The sequence below is a fragment of the Pseudomonas sp. KBN12P06040 genome, from assembly GCF_037574965.1.
Lineage (GTDB): Bacteria > Pseudomonadota > Gammaproteobacteria > Pseudomonadales > Pseudomonadaceae > Pseudomonas > Pseudomonas aeruginosa.
The window spans coordinates 3,904,773-3,919,073 of the sequence record NZ_JBBELS010000001.1 but is presented as its reverse complement, the minus strand read 5'-3'; the positions used below and the strand labels follow the sequence as shown (position 1 = coordinate 3,919,073).

General features: G+C 65.8%; 12 protein-coding genes. 3 read left to right on the top strand and 9 right to left on the bottom strand.

Annotated features, from left to right (window positions below):
• Positions 1 to 9 precede the first annotated feature (9 nt).
• Genes alc through puuE form a run of 3 tightly spaced genes read right to left on the bottom strand, consistent with a single transcriptional unit; the run spans position 10 to position 2,464 of the window.
• Positions 10 to 1,008, bottom strand: a complete 999-nt coding sequence (gene alc / locus VQ067_RS18390; protein WP_003087203.1) for an allantoicase — start codon at positions 1,006 to 1,008, stop codon at positions 10 to 12.
• A gap of 17 nt (positions 1,009 to 1,025) precedes the next feature.
• Positions 1,026 to 1,541, bottom strand: coding sequence for a 2-oxo-4-hydroxy-4-carboxy-5-ureidoimidazoline decarboxylase (gene uraD / locus VQ067_RS18385; RefSeq protein WP_003087205.1), 516 nt, complete (start codon positions 1,539 to 1,541; stop codon positions 1,026 to 1,028).
• Positions 1,538 to 2,464 (bottom strand): allantoinase PuuE, encoded by a 927-nt coding sequence (gene puuE / locus VQ067_RS18380; protein ID WP_003083336.1) that lies wholly within the window; start codon positions 2,462 to 2,464, stop codon positions 1,538 to 1,540. Before puuE ends, uraD begins: the two co-directional genes overlap by 4 nt.
• Positions 2,465 to 2,836: 372 nt before the next feature.
• Here puuE and uraH point away from each other — a divergent pair, with 372 nt between their 5' ends.
• Entirely contained in the window at positions 2,837 to 3,217 is a 381-nt protein-coding gene (gene uraH / locus VQ067_RS18375) for a hydroxyisourate hydrolase (protein ID WP_003087207.1), read from the top strand.
• 241 nt (positions 3,218 to 3,458) lie between these two features.
• On the opposite strand, the gene VQ067_RS18370 is transcribed toward uraH, so the two are convergent.
• The gene (locus VQ067_RS18370) at positions 3,459 to 4,808 is read right to left on the bottom strand and encodes an NCS2 family permease (RefSeq protein WP_023099760.1); all 1,350 of its coding nucleotides are present in this window, start codon (positions 4,806 to 4,808) and stop codon (positions 3,459 to 3,461) included.
• Positions 4,809 to 5,182: 374 nt separating this feature from the next.
• Between VQ067_RS18370 and VQ067_RS18365 the strand changes: the two genes are divergently transcribed.
• On the top strand, positions 5,183 to 5,962 hold the full coding sequence (locus VQ067_RS18365; protein WP_033990455.1) for a GntR family transcriptional regulator: 780 nt from the start codon (positions 5,183 to 5,185) through the stop codon (positions 5,960 to 5,962).
• Between the two features lie 53 nt (positions 5,963 to 6,015).
• On the opposite strand, the gene guaD is transcribed toward VQ067_RS18365, so the two are convergent.
• The 5 genes from guaD to alkB2 all read right to left on the bottom strand — a co-directional run bounded on the left by guaD (position 6,016) and on the right by alkB2 (position 13,456).
• On the bottom strand, positions 6,016 to 7,320 hold the full coding sequence (gene guaD, locus VQ067_RS18360; protein WP_003083342.1) for a guanine deaminase: 1,305 nt from the start codon (positions 7,318 to 7,320) through the stop codon (positions 6,016 to 6,018).
• Positions 7,321 to 7,389: 69 nt separating this feature from the next.
• The gene (gene xdhC, locus VQ067_RS18355) at positions 7,390 to 8,229 is read right to left on the bottom strand and encodes a xanthine dehydrogenase accessory protein XdhC (RefSeq protein ID WP_003117774.1); all 840 of its coding nucleotides are present in this window, start codon (positions 8,227 to 8,229) and stop codon (positions 7,390 to 7,392) included.
• Positions 8,230 to 8,255: 26 nt separating this feature from the next.
• Positions 8,256 to 10,655: a xanthine dehydrogenase molybdopterin binding subunit gene (gene xdhB / locus VQ067_RS18350; protein ID WP_003087217.1), complete on the bottom strand. Its 2,400-nt coding sequence runs from the start codon at positions 10,653 to 10,655 to the stop codon at positions 8,256 to 8,258.
• Positions 10,648 to 12,102, bottom strand: coding sequence for a xanthine dehydrogenase small subunit (gene xdhA / locus VQ067_RS18345; RefSeq protein ID WP_023875552.1), 1,455 nt, complete (start codon positions 12,100 to 12,102; stop codon positions 10,648 to 10,650). The genes xdhB and xdhA overlap by 8 nt, the downstream gene beginning before the upstream one ends.
• A 220-nt stretch (positions 12,103 to 12,322) precedes the next feature.
• Entirely contained in the window at positions 12,323 to 13,456 is a 1,134-nt protein-coding gene (gene alkB2 / locus VQ067_RS18340) for an alkane 1-monooxygenase AlkB2 (protein WP_003083349.1), read from the bottom strand.
• Positions 13,457 to 13,636: 180 nt separating this feature from the next.
• Here alkB2 and VQ067_RS18335 point away from each other — a divergent pair, with 180 nt between their 5' ends.
• Positions 13,637 to 14,296, top strand: coding sequence for a GntR family transcriptional regulator (locus tag VQ067_RS18335; RefSeq protein ID WP_003087224.1), 660 nt, complete (start codon positions 13,637 to 13,639; stop codon positions 14,294 to 14,296).
• The last annotated feature ends 5 nt before the right edge of the window (positions 14,297 to 14,301 follow it).

Here is a 14,301-nt window from a genome sequence, read left to right as displayed (position 1 = left end):
GCCCGGGTCTCACGGTAATTGTGGCCTGCCGAACAGGCGCAGGCGGCTGACGCCGCCGTCGGGAAAGATGTTCAGGCGTACATGGGTGATCGGGCCGAGGGCGTTGAGGTGCCGCTCGAACCGATGTTCCTGGTGCATTTCCAGCTTCTGCGCTGGCAGCAGCTCGCGCCAGAAGAGGCTCTGTGCCTCGATCCGGGCCTCGTTTCCGCCTTCCACGAAGGCGGCCTGAATGCTGCAGCTTTCCGGATAGTTGCCCTTGAAGTGCAAGGTATCGACGACCGCCGCCTCGATGCTGCCGGGATGGCCGAGGGCGACGATCACCCAGTCGTGGCCCGGCGTGCGGCGGCGGCCGGTTTCCCAGCCGTCGCCCATGTTGATGGCACGTCCGGGGTTGAGCAGGTTGCCCATGCGTCCGAAATGCTGGTCGGAACAGGCCAGCGCCCGGCCGCCGTTGACCGCTGCGGCCAGGTCGAGCGCCGTTCCCGGCGGCAGGCTGCTCCAGTCGCGGTAGGGCACGCCATAGAGGCGCAGGCGGGCGATACCGCCGTCCGGGTAGATGTTCAGACGCAGGTGGGTCCAGGGACGTTCGTCGTCTATCGGGTGGTAGTGATGGCTATCGCCCTGCAGCCCCACCGCCGGCAGCACTTCGCTCCAGGACGTGCTGTCGTCCGGGTCGCCTTCGGTGCAGAAGCAGCCATCCAGGGAAGCCGCCGGCGGATGGTTGCCGGTGAAGAAGCGGGTGTCGATGTCGACGCCCTTCAGCACGCCCGGCACACCCAGGCGGATCACCGCCTGGTCATGGCCCTCGAAGCGCTTGCGGCGGGTTTCCCAGCCGTCCATCCACTTGCCGCTGTCGTCGAACACGCCTTCCTTCCACACCGGTTCGCCGGCCTGCAGCATGCGGCTGGCCGGGGCGAACCATTCGTCGCTGACGGCGACCACCTGGCTGCCCAGGCGCGCGTCGGCGAGGTCGAGGTAGTGGCGGAAGGGCGCGTGTTCGGCGTTCATGCTCGTCTCCGCAGGCCTCAGAGCTGCTGCAGGCGGAACAGGGCGATCTTGTTGATCTCGGCCAGCGCGGTAGCGAACTCCTCGTCGGCGGAGTGCTGGATGCGTTCCTCGAAGGCCGCCAGGATCTGATGGCGGTTGCTGCCCTTCACCGCCTTGATGAAGGGGAAGCCGAACCTGGCCTTGTAGGCGTCGTTGAGTTCGGTGAAGCGGGCGAACTCCTCGGCGCTGCATTCGTGAATCCCGGCGCCGGCCTGCTCGGAGGTGCTGGAGGCGGTCAGTTCGCCACGGATCGCTGCCTTGCCGGCGAGGTCCGGGTGGGCGTTGATCAGCGCCAGCTGGGCCTCGCGGCTTGCCGACAGGAGAATGTCGGCCATGCGCTGGTGCAGGCCCTCGATATCGTTGAGGCTGTCGTCGATACCCAGGTCATAGGCCTTCTCGGCGACCCAGGGGGAGTGTTCGTAGATGTCGGCGAAGGCTTCGACGAAGGCCTCGCGGGACAGCGAGGCGGGGGTCAGGGTCTGGAAACGGCTCATGCCTCGGTCTCCTGGAAAGGATGCTCACGGTGCCAATGGCGGGCGATGTCTTCGCGGCGGGCGAACCAGACCTTGTCGTGGCTCTGCGCGTACTGGATGAAGCGCTCCAGGGCGGCCATCCGCGCCGGGCGACCGATCAACCGGCAATGCAGGCCGATGGAGAGCATCTTCGGCGCCGTCGCGCCTTCTTCGTAGAGCACGTCGAAGGCGTCCTTCAGGTACTGGAAGAACTGCTCGCCATTGTTGAAGCCCTGCACCTGGGTGAAGCGCATGTCGTTAGTGTCCAGGGTATAGGGAATCACCAGATGCGGTTTCTCCGCGGTGCTGGCCGGGTCCCAGTAGGGCAGGTCGTCGTCGTAGGTGTCGGAGTCATAGAGGAAGCCGCCTTCCTCCATCACCAGGCGCCGGGTGTTCGGGCCGGTGCGTCCGGTGTACCAGCCCACCGGGCGCTGGCCGGTGAGTTCGGTGAGGATGCGGATGGCTTCGAGCATGTGCTCGCGCTCCTGGGCCTCGTCCATGTACTGGTAGTCGATCCAGCGGTAGCCGTGGCTGCAGATTTCATGGCCGTCGGCGACCATCGCCCTGATCACCTCAGGGTTGCGCTGCGCCGCCATGGCCACGGCGAACACGGTGAGCGGCACGTTGCGTCGCTTGAACAGCTTGAGCAGGCGCCAGACCCCGGCGCGGCTGCCGTATTCGTAGAGCGATTCCATGCTCATGTGGCGCACGCCCTGCAAGGGCTGGGCAGCCACCATCTCGGAAAGGAACGCCTCGGACTCCTTGTCGCCATGCAGGACGCAGCGCTCGCCACCTTCTTCGTAATTGAGCACGAAGGACAGGGCGATGCGCGCATCGCCGGGCCAGTGAGGGTGGGGAGGGTTGTTGCCGTATCCGATCAGGTCGCGTGGGTAGTCAGCGCTCACAGCAGTGTTCCTTATTGTGGATGGGGCGGCGGGCCGGACGGGCCGGGGATGCCGTGATGGATTTATTGTATACAAGTTTGCCTGCGGTCTGTAAATACAATCCTGCTTGCCGATCCCTGCCATTCATCCAGCAAAAAACCTGCCCGACTGGTCAGTTAGCGAAGAATGAGGCCCTGCGGGGTGGGGCTTGTGGAAGGAATGCTCGATTTCGGGGCGGCTGCCGCATTTTCGGTTGTGGCGGTGTTTTTTGTATACAATTCATCGAAAGATAACTTATATTGCTTCGCAAGCGGCTCCCTGGCGGGCTGCAAGCGAGCGGCGCCGGGCAGGTCCCGGAGCGATCCCCATCGAACGAAGGCAAGAGGAGGAGTGGTGTCCGCCAGCGGGCGCCCGCAACCCATGGGACGTTTGACCACGCATGTACTGGATTCCGCACATGGCTGCCCCGGCCATGGCATCAAGATCGAGCTGTACCGGGTAGAAGGCCAGCAACTGGAACTGATCGCCACCACCCTGACCAACCACGACGGCCGCTGCGACCAGCCGGTGCTGCAAGGCGAGGACTTCCGTCCCGGGGTCTATCAACTGGTGTTCAACGCCGGCGACTACTATCGCGCCCGCGGCGTGCAATTGCCGGAGCCGGCATTCCTCGACCAGGTGGTGCTGCGTTTCGGCATCGCCTCCGCCGACGATCACTACCATGTGCCGCTGCTGATCTCGCCCTACAGCTATTCGACCTATCGCGGCAGCTAGGTGCGTGCCACGAAACATTGACTCCCTGAGTCCTTTTCCCTGGCCCGCCGTCGAGCGGGCCTTTTTTCGTTCGCGGGGAAGGCGCCGAGGGTTGCCGGTTATCCGCCATCTGCGGGGGGGGCAGGACGATGCGGCGCAAGGTGTGAATGGGCGACGGATGAGGCTGTGCGTCGCGAGCCCTGCGGGGCAACGACAGGTTCGAGGCGGATAGCCGCGTGCGGCCATCCGCCACCCGGGCGGGTCAGAGGAAGATGAACTTGGCGACGAAGATCACGAACAAGGCATAGAGGCTGGCCGAGACTTCGCGGTGCTTGCCGGTGAGGACCTTCATCGCGACGTAGGTGATGAAGCCCAGGGCGATACCGTCGGCCACCGAGAAGGTCAGCGGCATCATGATCACCGTGACGATCGCCGGGATGGTTTCGGTGTGCTCGTCCCAGTCGATGTGCGCCATCCCGCCCATCATCAGCATGGCCACGTAGATCAGCGCGCCGGCGGTGGCGAAGGCGGGGATCATCCCGGCCAGCGGGGCGAAGAACATCGCGGCGACGAACAGCACGCCGACCACCACCGCGGTGAGCCCGGTACGTCCGCCGGCGGCCACGCCCGCGGCGCTCTCCACGTAACTGGTCACCGGCGGGACACCGAGCATGCCGCCGAACACGCTGGAGGCGCTGTCGGCCTTCATCGCCTTCGACAGGTTCTCGATGCGCCCGTCCTCCTTCACCAGGTGCGCGCGCTGGGCGACGCCCATGAGAGTGCCGGCGGTATCGAACATGTGCACGAAGAGGAAGGCCAGGATCACGCTGATCATGGTGACGTTGAACGCGCCGGCGATGTCCATCGCCAGGAAGGTCGGCGCCAGGCTCGGCGGCGCCGAGAACACCCCGTCGTACTGCACCAGGCCGAGGGCCCAGCCGACCAGGGTGACGCTGAGGATGCTGATGAGGATGCCGCCGAACACCCGGCGGTACTCGAGCACGGCGATCATCAGGAAGCACAGTGCCGCCAGCAGCGGGCCGGGCGAGGTGAGGTGGCCGAGCTTGATCAGGGTCGCCGGGCTGGCCACCACGATGCCGGCGGTCTTCAGGCCGATCAGGCCGAGGAACAGGCCGACTCCCGCACCCATGGCGAACCTGAGGCTGCGGGGGATGCTGTTGAGCAGCCATTCGCGGACCCGGGAGAAGGTCAGCAGCATGAACATCACCCCGGAGATGAACACCGCGCCCAGGGCGATCTGCCAGCTGTAGCCCATGGTGCCGACCACGGTGTAGGTGAAGAAGGCGTTCAGCCCCATTCCCGGCGCCAGGCCCACCGGCCAGTTGGCGTACAGGCCCATCAGGAAGCAGCCGAGGGCGGCCGCCAGGCACGTGGCGACGAACGCCGCGCCGTGGTCGATGCCGGCGTCGGCCATGATGTTGGGATTGACGAAGATGATGTAGGCCATGGTGATGAAGGTGGTCAGCCCGGCCGCCAGCTCGGTCCTGACCGTCGTACCATGCTGGCGGAGCTTGAACAGGCGTTCGAGCAGGCCGGTGGCGGGCGGTGTCGCAGCGTAGATCCCTTGTTCTTCTTGTTTGGTGCTTTCCACAGCAGGTACTCCTCATCGCTCTTGTTGTTAGGTCCTGCGGGCCGGTTGGTTACCAGGTCCCTGACGCGGCTCGAAGGTGATGTGAGGGCACGATTTTCTGACCTCTGGGTCAAGAACTCGTGCGAGCGATTATGCCTTTGTATACAAAAAGGTCAAAGAATGTTTGAGGGTGTTTCGCCACATTTTTATCAGCTTTCCGTCACGCGTCCTTCCGGGCGGTGCCGCGCGCTCGGAACGAGGGGCGGAAAGGGGTGGTGCGCCGGATGCCGCTGCTTGTGTACACTATTTCGCTATCAGCCGCCGGCGTGCCTCACCCACGCCCGTGAGCGAGGATCAGCCCAGGCCACAAGCCGGACGCACAAGGTTCGAGACCGATGACCGATCAGTTGCAACACATCAGGAAGCCGCCGCGCACCGGCAAGGCTGCCCGCAGCGGTACCCAGGACGAGATCGTCTACGCCCACATCTTCGACGCCATCCTCGAACAACGCCTGGCTCCCGGCACCAAGCTGAGCGAGGAAGCGCTCGGCGAGATATTCGGTGTCAGCCGCACCATCATTCGCCGCGCCCTCTCGCGCCTGGCCCACGAGCAGGTGGTGCTGTTACGGCCGAACCGCGGCGCGGTGGTCGCCAGCCCGAGCATCGACGAGGCCCGGCAGATCCTTTTCGCCCGTCGCACCGTCGAGCGCGCCATCACCGAGCTGGCCACCGACAACGCCACCGCCGAGCGCCTGGCCGAGTTGCGCGAGATGGTGGTGCAGGAACAATCCAGCTTCGCCCGCGGCGATCGGGGCGCCGGCATCCGCCTGTCCGGCGAGTTCCACCTGAAGCTCGCCGAGATGGCGCGCAACGCTCCACTGGTGAGTTTCCAGCGCAGCCTGGTGTCGCAGACCTCGCTGATCATCGCCCAGTACGAAAGCGGCGGTCGCTCGCACTGCTCGTTCGACGAGCACAACGAGATCCTCGACTCCATCGAGAAAGGCGACAAGGAGCGCGCGGTGACCCTGATGATGCACCACATGGAGCATATCGACAGCAAGCTCAACCTGGAGAGCGACAACGCTTCCGGCGACCTGCACGCGGTGTTCTCGCACCTCCTCGGCGGCAAGAAGAAGCCTCGCCGGGCCAAGGCCGACAGCGACTCGGCGGCCTGATCCGAAGCATGAAAAAGCCCCGCGATGCGGGGCTTTTTCGTTTCCGCCGGGAGTCAGTCGCGGCGATGCACCGAGCGACCGGCGGCGAAGGTTTCCTTCACCGTGCGGTCGTCGCCGAGGATGGTCAGCGCGAACAGCCGTTCGGCCAGGCTGCCGGCCTGGCTCAGGCGGTAGGAGAGCAGCGGGGTGGCGTGGTAGTCGAGGACCACGAAGTCCGCCTCGTTGCCGGTGGCGAAGCTGCCGATCCGGTCGTCCAGCTCCAGCGCGCGGGCGCCGCCGAGGGTGGCGAGGTAGAGCGACTTGAACGGATCGAGGCGGGCGCCCTGCAACTGCATGACCTTGTACGCCTCGTTCAGGGACTGCAACTGGGAGAAGCTGGTGCCGGCGCCGACATCGGTGCCGAGGCCGACCTTGACCTTGTAGCGCTCCAGCTTCGGCAGGTCGAACAGACCGCTGCCGAGGAACAGGTTGGAGGTCGGGCAGAACGCCACTGCCGAGCCAGTCTCCGCCAGGCGCTGGCATTCGCCGTCGCACAGGTGCACGCCATGGGCGAACACCGAGCGCGGCCCGAGCAGGCCGTGGTGGTCGTAGACGTCCAGGTAGCCGCTGCGCTCGGGGAACAGCTCCTTCACCCACTCGATTTCCTTGAGGTTCTCCGACAGGTGGGTGTGCAGGTATACGCCGGGATGCTCGCGGAGCAGCCGCGCCGCCATGTCCAGCTGTTCCGCGGTGCTGGTCGGGGCGAAGCGCGGGGTCACTGCGTAGAGCAGACGGCCCTGGCCGTGCCAGCGCTCGATCAGCGCCTTGCTGTCGCGGTAGCTGCTCTCAGCGGTGTCGGTCAGGTAATCCGGCGCGTTGCGGTCCATCATCACCTTGCCGGCGATCAGGCGCAGGTCCAGGCGCCGGGCGGCCTCGAACAGCGATTCCACCGACTGCCGGTGCACGCTGCCGAAGACCAGCGCGGTGGTAGTGCCGTTGCGCAGCAGTTCCTGCAGGAAGATCTCGGCGACCTGGTCGGCATGGGCCTGGTCACCGAATTGGCGCTCGGTGGGGAAGGTATAGGTGTTCAGCCAGTCCAGCAGTTGTTCGCCGTAGGAGGCGATCATCCCGGTCTGCGGGAAATGGATGTGGGTATCGATGAAGCCGGGGGTGATCAGCGCGTCGCGGTACTCGAAGACCTCGACCTCGCCGATCTCGCCGAGCAGGGTTTCGGCGTCACCGAGGCGAGCGACCTTGCCGTCCTCCACCAGCAACAGGCCGTCCTCGAAGTATTCGTAGGAGCGTTCGACGCCGACCTCCGCGGGGTCGGCGATGCTGTGCAGGATGGCGGCGCGGTAGGCTTTGGCGTTGCGGGTCATGGCAGTCTCGAAAAAAGGTTCGTGGGAGGTCCGCCGCCTGGCGGCGGACGCGGGGGAGCGGGGGGCCGCTCAGGATTCATGGGCGCGGCGCGACTCCGGGGTCAGCCGGGTGACGCTTGACGGCCCCTGCTTGCGTTCCAGGCCGAAGGCGGCGTTGTAGGTGGCGATCACCTCGCCGGCGATGGAGATGGCGATCTCCGCCGGCAGCTTGCCTTTCACCTGATCCAGGCCCATCGGGCAGCGCATCCGTTGCAAGCGTTCGGCGTCGACGCCACGTTCGCGCAGGCGGTGCTCGAACTTGACGCGCTTGGTCTTCGAGCCGATCAGGCCGAAGTAGGCGAAGTCGTTGCGCGCCAGGATCGCCGCGGTAAGCTCCAGGTCCAGCGGGTGGTTGTGGGTCATGACGATGAAGTGGCTGCCGGGCGGCATCCGCTCGACCTCGTCGAGCACTTCGTCGTTCACCACTTTCTCCACGCCGTCGGGCAGGGTCGCGGGAAATTCGTGTTCCCGCGAATCGATCCAGCGCACCCGGCAGGGCAGGCTGGCGAGCAAGGGTACCAGGGCGCGACCGACGTGGCCCGCGCCGAACACGGCGATGTGTGCCTGCGGCTGGCCCATCGGCTCGAACAGCAGCACCGTGGCGCCGCCGCAGCATTGGCCGAGACTGGCGCCCAGGCTGAAGCGCTCCAGGCGGGTGTCCTGGGTCCGCGCGGCGAGCATTTCCCGGGCAATGGCCTGGGCCCTGTATTCCAGGTGGCCGCCGCCGATGGTGTCGTAGAGCCGCTCGGCGCTGACCACCATCTTCGAGCCGGCGTTGCGCGGGGTCGAGCCGCGCTCCTCGATGATGGTCACCAGGACGCAAGGTTCGCCGCTACGCTGCAACTCGGCCAGGGCGCTGATCCAGTTCATCTCGTCATCCTCCCGATCGCGGCGGTTCAGGCCGGCTCGACCGCGGCGTCCGCCGCTTGCGCCTGGGCGGTCTTCAACCGGCGCATCTGTTCCACGCCCCAGAGCACCCGCTCGGGCGTCGCCGGCGCGTCGATGGCGGGTTGCGCGCGGTAGTCGGCGAGGCTGGCCACGGCGTCCTTGATCGCGCACCAGACCGAGATGCCGAGCATGAACGGCGGCTCGCCCACGGCCTTGGAATGGAACACGGTCTGCTCCGGATTCTTGCGGTTCTCCAGCAGTTTCACCCGCAGGTCCAGCGGCATGTCGGCGACGGCGGGAATCTTGTAGCTGGCCGGGCCGCTGGTCATCAGCTTGCCCTTGGCGTTCCAGACCAGTTCCTCCATGGTCAGCCAGCCCATGCCCTGGACGAAGCCGCCTTCAACCTGGCCGATGTCGATGGCCGGGTTCAGCGAGTCGCCGACGTCATGCAGGATGTCGGTGCGCAGCATGCGGTATTCGCCGGTGAGGGTGTCGACTATCACCTCCGAGCAGGCGGCGCCGTAGGCGAAATAATAGAAGGGCCGGCCACGGGCCTGTTCGCGGTCGTAGAAGATCTTCGGCGTGCGGTAGAAGCCGGTGCTGGACAACGAGACCTGGCCGAAGTAGGCCTGCTGGACCAGTTCCTCGAACGGCAGGATCAGCTCGCGGATACGCACCTGGTTGTTGCGGAACTCGACGTCTTCCTCGCTGACCTTCCAGTGCCGCGCGGCGAACTCCACCAGGCGCCGCTTGATGGTTTCGGCGGCATTCTGCGCGGCCTTGCCGTTCAGGTCGGTGCCCGAGGAGGCGGCGGTGGGCGAGGTGTTGGGCACCTTGTCGGTATTGGTGGCGGTGATCTGGATGCGCTCCACGTCGACCTGGAAGACCTCGGCGACCACCTGGGCGACCTTGGTGTTGAGGCCCTGGCCCATCTCGGTGCCGCCATGGTTCAGGTGGATGCTGCCGTCGGTATAGATGTGGATCAGCGCACCTGCCTGGTTGAGGAAGGTCGCGGTGAACGAAATGCCGAACTTCACCGGGGTCAGCGCCAGGCCTTTCTTCAGGACCGGGCTGGCGGCATTGAACGCACGGATTTCTTCGCGGCGGCGGGCGTACTCGCTGCTCGCTTCCAGCTCGGCAGTCATCTCCGCCAGCAGGTTGTGCTCGACGGTCTGGTGGTAGTGGGTGACGTTGCGCTCGTCCTTGCCGTAGTAGTTGAGCTTGCGCACCTCCAGCGGGTCCTTGCCCAGGCTGCGGGCCACGGCGTCCATGATCTCCTCGATGGCGACCATTCCCTGGGGCCCGCCGAAACCGCGGTAGGCGGTGTTCGAGGCGGTGTTGGTCTTGCAACGGTGGCCGTTGATGGTGGCGTTGCCGAGGAAGTAGGCGTTGTCCGAGTGGAACATGGCGCGGTCGACGATCGAGCCGGAGAGGTCCGGCGAGTAGCCGCAGTTGCCGGCCAGGTCGATCTGGATGCCGTGCAGGCGGCCATCGTCGTCGAAGCCGACGTCGTATTCGACGTAGAACGGGTGACGCTTGCCGGTGATCTGCATGTCCTCCATGCGCGGCAGGCGCATCTTCGCCGGACGCCCGGTGTGGTAGGCGACCACCGCGCACAGGCAGGCCGGCGCCGCGGCCTGGGTTTCCTTGCCGCCGAAGCCGCCGCCCATGCGGCGCATGTCGATGACGATGCGGTTGAAGGAAACCCCGAGGACCTCGGCCACCAGCTTCTGCACTTCGGTGGGGTTCTGCGTCGAGCAATAGACGATCATGCCGCCGTCTTCGCTGGGCATTACCGAGGAAATCTGCGTCTCCAGGTAGAAATGCTCCTGGCCGCCGATGTGCAGCGTGCCTTGCAGGCGATGCGGCGCGCCGGCCAGCGCGGCGGCGGAATCGCCGATGCGGTGCTGGTGGCTGTCGAGGACGAAATGGCGCTTGCGCAGGGCCTCGACCACGTCGAGCACCGGTTCCAGGTCTTCGTACTCGACGATCGCCGCCATGGCCGCCTTGCGCGCGGTTTCCAGGCTGTCGGCGGCGACCGCCAGGACCATCTGTCCGACATACTCCACCTTGCCATCGGCCAGCAGTGGGTCGCCGGCCACCACCGGGCCGATGTCCAGCTGGCCGGGAACGTCGGCGGCGGTGAGGGCGATGGCGACGCCGGGGAACTGGTAGCAGGGCGTCACGTCGAGGCGGGTGATGCGGGCGTGGGCGCGCTCGCTCAGGCGCGCATAGACGTGCAACTGGTTGGGAAACTCCAGGCGATCGTCGATGTAGATCGCCTCGCCGCTGACGTGCTTGGGGGCGCTTTCGTGCTTGACGCTGCGGCCGACCCCGGTGGTCAACTCGGCGCGGAACAGGTCGGCCAGCTCTTCCTGGCTCTTGTGCGGCTTGCGATGGTTAGACATAGGCGGTCACCCGGGTTTCGACGGCGGGAGCGTGCAGCTCCAGGAAGCATTTGCGCAGCAGGTTCTGCGCGGTCAGCAGGCGATATTCCTTGCTCGCGCGGAAGTCGCTGAGCGGGGTGAAGTCGTTCGCCAGGGCGGCCGCGGCGCGTTCGAAGCTGGCGGCTTCCAGGCGCGCGCCTTGCAGCGCCGCTTCGCAGGCGGCGGCGCGCTTGGGAATCGCCGCCATGCCGCCGAAGGCGACCCTGGCGCGGGCGATCCGGCCATCTTCCAGGTCGAGGCTGATGGCGGCGCAGACCGCGGAAATATCGTCGTCGATGCGCTTGGAGACCTTGTAGGCCTTGAACGCCTGGCCGGGCCGGGCACGCGGGACCAGGATCTTCTCGATGAACTCGCCTTCTTCGCGGGCGGTGACCTTGTAGTCGAGGAAGTACTCCTCCAGCGGCAGCTCGCGGCGCCGTTCGCCGCGGCGCAGGACGATCTTCGCGCCGAGGGCGATCAGCAGCGGCGGGGCGTCGCCGATCGGCGAGGCGTTGCCGATATTGCCGCCGAGAGTGCCCTGGTTGCGGATCTGCAGGGACGCGAAACGCTGCAGCAATTCGCCGAAGTCCGGGTAGTCCGCGGCCAGCGCCTGGTAGCAGTCGGTCAGCGGGGTGGCGGCGCCGATTTCCAGGCAGTTGACGCCCACTTCGATGCGTTTCATTTCGCGGATGTGGCCGACATAGATCATCACCGGCAGTTCGCGATGGAACTGGGTGACCTCCAGCGCCAGGTCGGTGCCGCCGGCCAGCAGGCGTGCCTGCGGATTGGCGCCGTAGAGGTCGGCCAGGTCGGCGACGGTGAGCGGCAGCAGGCAGCGCCGGTCACCGCTGTTCAGCTCGGCGGTTTCGCGCGGAGCGATGGCGCGCAATTGCTCGATGGTGGCGGCTTCCCGGGCGTCGAACTGGTCTGCGCGCTTGTGGCAGCAGGCCTGCTCGGCGGCGTCGAGGATCGGCCGGTAGCCGGTGCAGCGGCAGAGGTTGCCGGCGAGCGCCTCGTGGGCCTTGGCCGGATCGGCGCCGGCGCTGTTCTTCTGCAGGGCGAACAGCGACATGACGAAGCCCGGCGTGCAGAACCCGCACTGCGAGCCATGGCAGTCGACCATCGCCTGCTGCACGTCGTGCAGACGGTCCTGGTGCTTGAGGTCCTCGACGGTGATCAATTGCTTGCCGTGAAGGGCGGAAACGAAGGTCAGGCAGGAGTTCAGGCTGCGATAGCGGATGCGTTCGGCACCATCCTCGCCGGTGACCAGTTCGCCGACCACCACGGTGCAGGCGCCGCAATCGCCGGAGGCGCAGCCTTCCTTGGTGCCGGTCTTGCCGAGGTGCCGGCGCAGGTAGTCGAGGACGGTGAGGTTGGGGTCCAGGCGTTCTTCGACGCGGATCTCCCGGTTGAGCAGGAACCTGATCAAGGCGTGCCTCCAGGCGGGTTCTTGTTATTGAATTCTAGGCCTTGCAGGAGAACCGGCCGGAGTGGGGCGGTTTCCGCACAGGGCTCCACGGTAGGAGCTATGGAGGCGAATCTAGAAAAAACTGACTTTTGAGTCAAATAATTTTTTGACCTGTAGGTCAGTCAGTTTCCCCATAAACGAAAACGGCACCCGAAGGTGCCGTTTCCCAGGGGCGGGACGCTCAGATGCGCTGGGTGTCGGTAAGCTGGTATTCCTCGCCGGCATAGTAGGCGCGCACCTTCGGGTCCATCACCGCGCGCCAGAGCGGCGGGAACAGGGCGAGGACGATCATCCCGGCGTAGCCGTTGGGCAGTTGCGGGCTGCTGTCGTAGTGGCGCAGCACCTGGTAGCGGCGCTTGGCGTAGGCATGGTGGTCGGAATGGCGCTGCAGGTGGAAAAGGAACAGGTTGGTCAGGAGGAAATTGCTGTTCCACGAGTGTTCCGGCGTGGTGCGTTCGTAGCGGCCGTTGTCCAGACGCCGCCGATGCAGGCCGTAGTGCTCGACGTAGTTGACGATCTCCAGCAGGGTGAAGGCCATCACCGACTGGCCGAGGAAGAAGATCGCTCCCAGCCAGCCGAAGGCCAGGCTGAAGCCGAGCAGGAAGAGGGCGCTGATGGCGTACCACCAGATCAGCTCGTTGCGCCAGTGCAGGGCCGGCAGGCCCTTGCGCTTCAGGCGCTCGGCCTCCAGGCGCCAGGCGTTGAGGAAGTTGTGCTTGTAGGCGTGCGGGAGGAACGAGTAGAGGCTCTGGCCGTAGCGCGAGGACGAGGCATCTTCCGGGGTCGAGACGTGTACATGGTGGCCGCGCACGTGTTCGACCTTGAAGCCGGCATAGCACACCGCCGCCAGCAGCAGGCCGCCGGCGTTCTGTTCCAGTTGCGGGTCCTTGTGGATCAGTTCGTGGGAGACGGTGATGCCGATGGCGCCCATCACGGTGCCCACCGACAGGATCCAGCCCAGTTGGCCGACCCAGTCCCAGCGGGTCTCGTGGGCGAGGATCCAGCCGGACCAGACGAGCATGCCCAGCAACAGCGGGACGGTGGCCAGGGACAGTACGCGGTAGTAGCCCTGTGCTTCCATCTCCGGCACTTCGCTGGCTTCCTCGGGGTTGGCTGGATCGCGGCCGACGATGGCATCGAGGATCGGGATCAGCCCGAACACCACGCTGATCACCAGCCAGGGCCAGGCGTTGGGATAGTCGCTACCGAGCGACCACCAGTAGCTGAGCGGAATGCCGAGCACCGCGATCAGCCAGATCCAGTAGCCGTACTTTTTCAGACGCAGCATCCAGGCAGAGGAAAGCGAGGCAAACATGGGAAGTCCTCGTATTTATCTTGTTAGATTGTCTGACAATTGTCCTCCCTTGGCCGGCCTGCCCCATCCCAACCTTCGTTCTGTCCGCCGCTTCGCCGGGAAGCCGGCGGGGTAACGCCCTGTGTTACACTTCCCATCCATATACCCCCGGAAAACGCGCCCCTGGATAAAAGGATCACCATGACGTTCAAGGCCCCGGACAGCCTGGCAGAGCAGATCGCCCACCACCTCGCGGAACGCATCATCCGGGGAGAACTCAAGGAACGGGAACGTATCCAGGAGCAGAAGGTCACCCAGACCCTCAACGTCAGTCGCGGCTCGGTCCGCGAGGCGCTGCTGATTCTCGAACGCCGCCACCTGGTGAACATCCTGCCGCGCCGCGGCGCCCAGGTGTCCGAACTGTCCCCGCAACATGTGGAAAGCCTCTACGCGCTGATCGTGCAGCTCTACATCCTGCTGGCGGAAAGCGTCGCCCGGCGCTGGCGCAGCGAGGCCGAGCTGGCACCGTTCCTGGCCATCCAGCAGCGCCTGCTGAACAACCTGGCGCAAAGCGATATCGACGGCTTCGTCGAGGCCAGTTTCGACATCATGCGCGCGGCCTTTCCTTTCGCGAACAATCCCTACCTGCAGGAGACCGTCGAAAACCTGCTGCCGGCGGTGAGTCGCGCCTACCACCTGGCGCTGGAGCGGCGCAAGGCGGAAATGAACCAGTTCCTCGGCAGTTTCGCCCAGCTCCTGCAAGCGGTGATCGCCCGTGACGAGGCGAGGATCCGCGAGGTCCTGCTGGAATACGGCCGCCACAACTGCCAGCTGGTGCTGGCCGCGCTCGCCGAACGCTGATGGCG

Coding starts and splice junctions, on each gene's coding strand:
- alc (WP_003087203.1), bottom strand. CDS start 1,008: ATGAACGCCGAACACGCGCCCTTCCGCCACTACCTCGACCTCGCCGAC.
- uraD (WP_003087205.1), bottom strand. CDS start 1,541: ATGAGCCGTTTCCAGACCCTGACCCCCGCCTCGCTGTCCCGCGAGGCC.
- VQ067_RS18365 (WP_033990455.1), top strand. CDS start 5,183: ATGACCGATCAGTTGCAACACATCAGGAAGCCGCCGCGCACCGGCAAG.
- guaD (WP_003083342.1), bottom strand. CDS start 7,320: ATGACCCGCAACGCCAAAGCCTACCGCGCCGCCATCCTGCACAGCATC.
- xdhC (WP_003117774.1), bottom strand. CDS start 8,229: ATGAACTGGATCAGCGCCCTGGCCGAGTTGCAGCGTAGCGGCGAACCT.
- xdhB (WP_003087217.1), bottom strand. CDS start 10,655: ATGTCTAACCATCGCAAGCCGCACAAGAGCCAGGAAGAGCTGGCCGAC.
- alkB2 (WP_003083349.1), bottom strand. CDS start 13,456: ATGTTTGCCTCGCTTTCCTCTGCCTGGATGCTGCGTCTGAAAAAGTAC.
- VQ067_RS18335 (WP_003087224.1), top strand. CDS start 13,637: ATGACGTTCAAGGCCCCGGACAGCCTGGCAGAGCAGATCGCCCACCAC.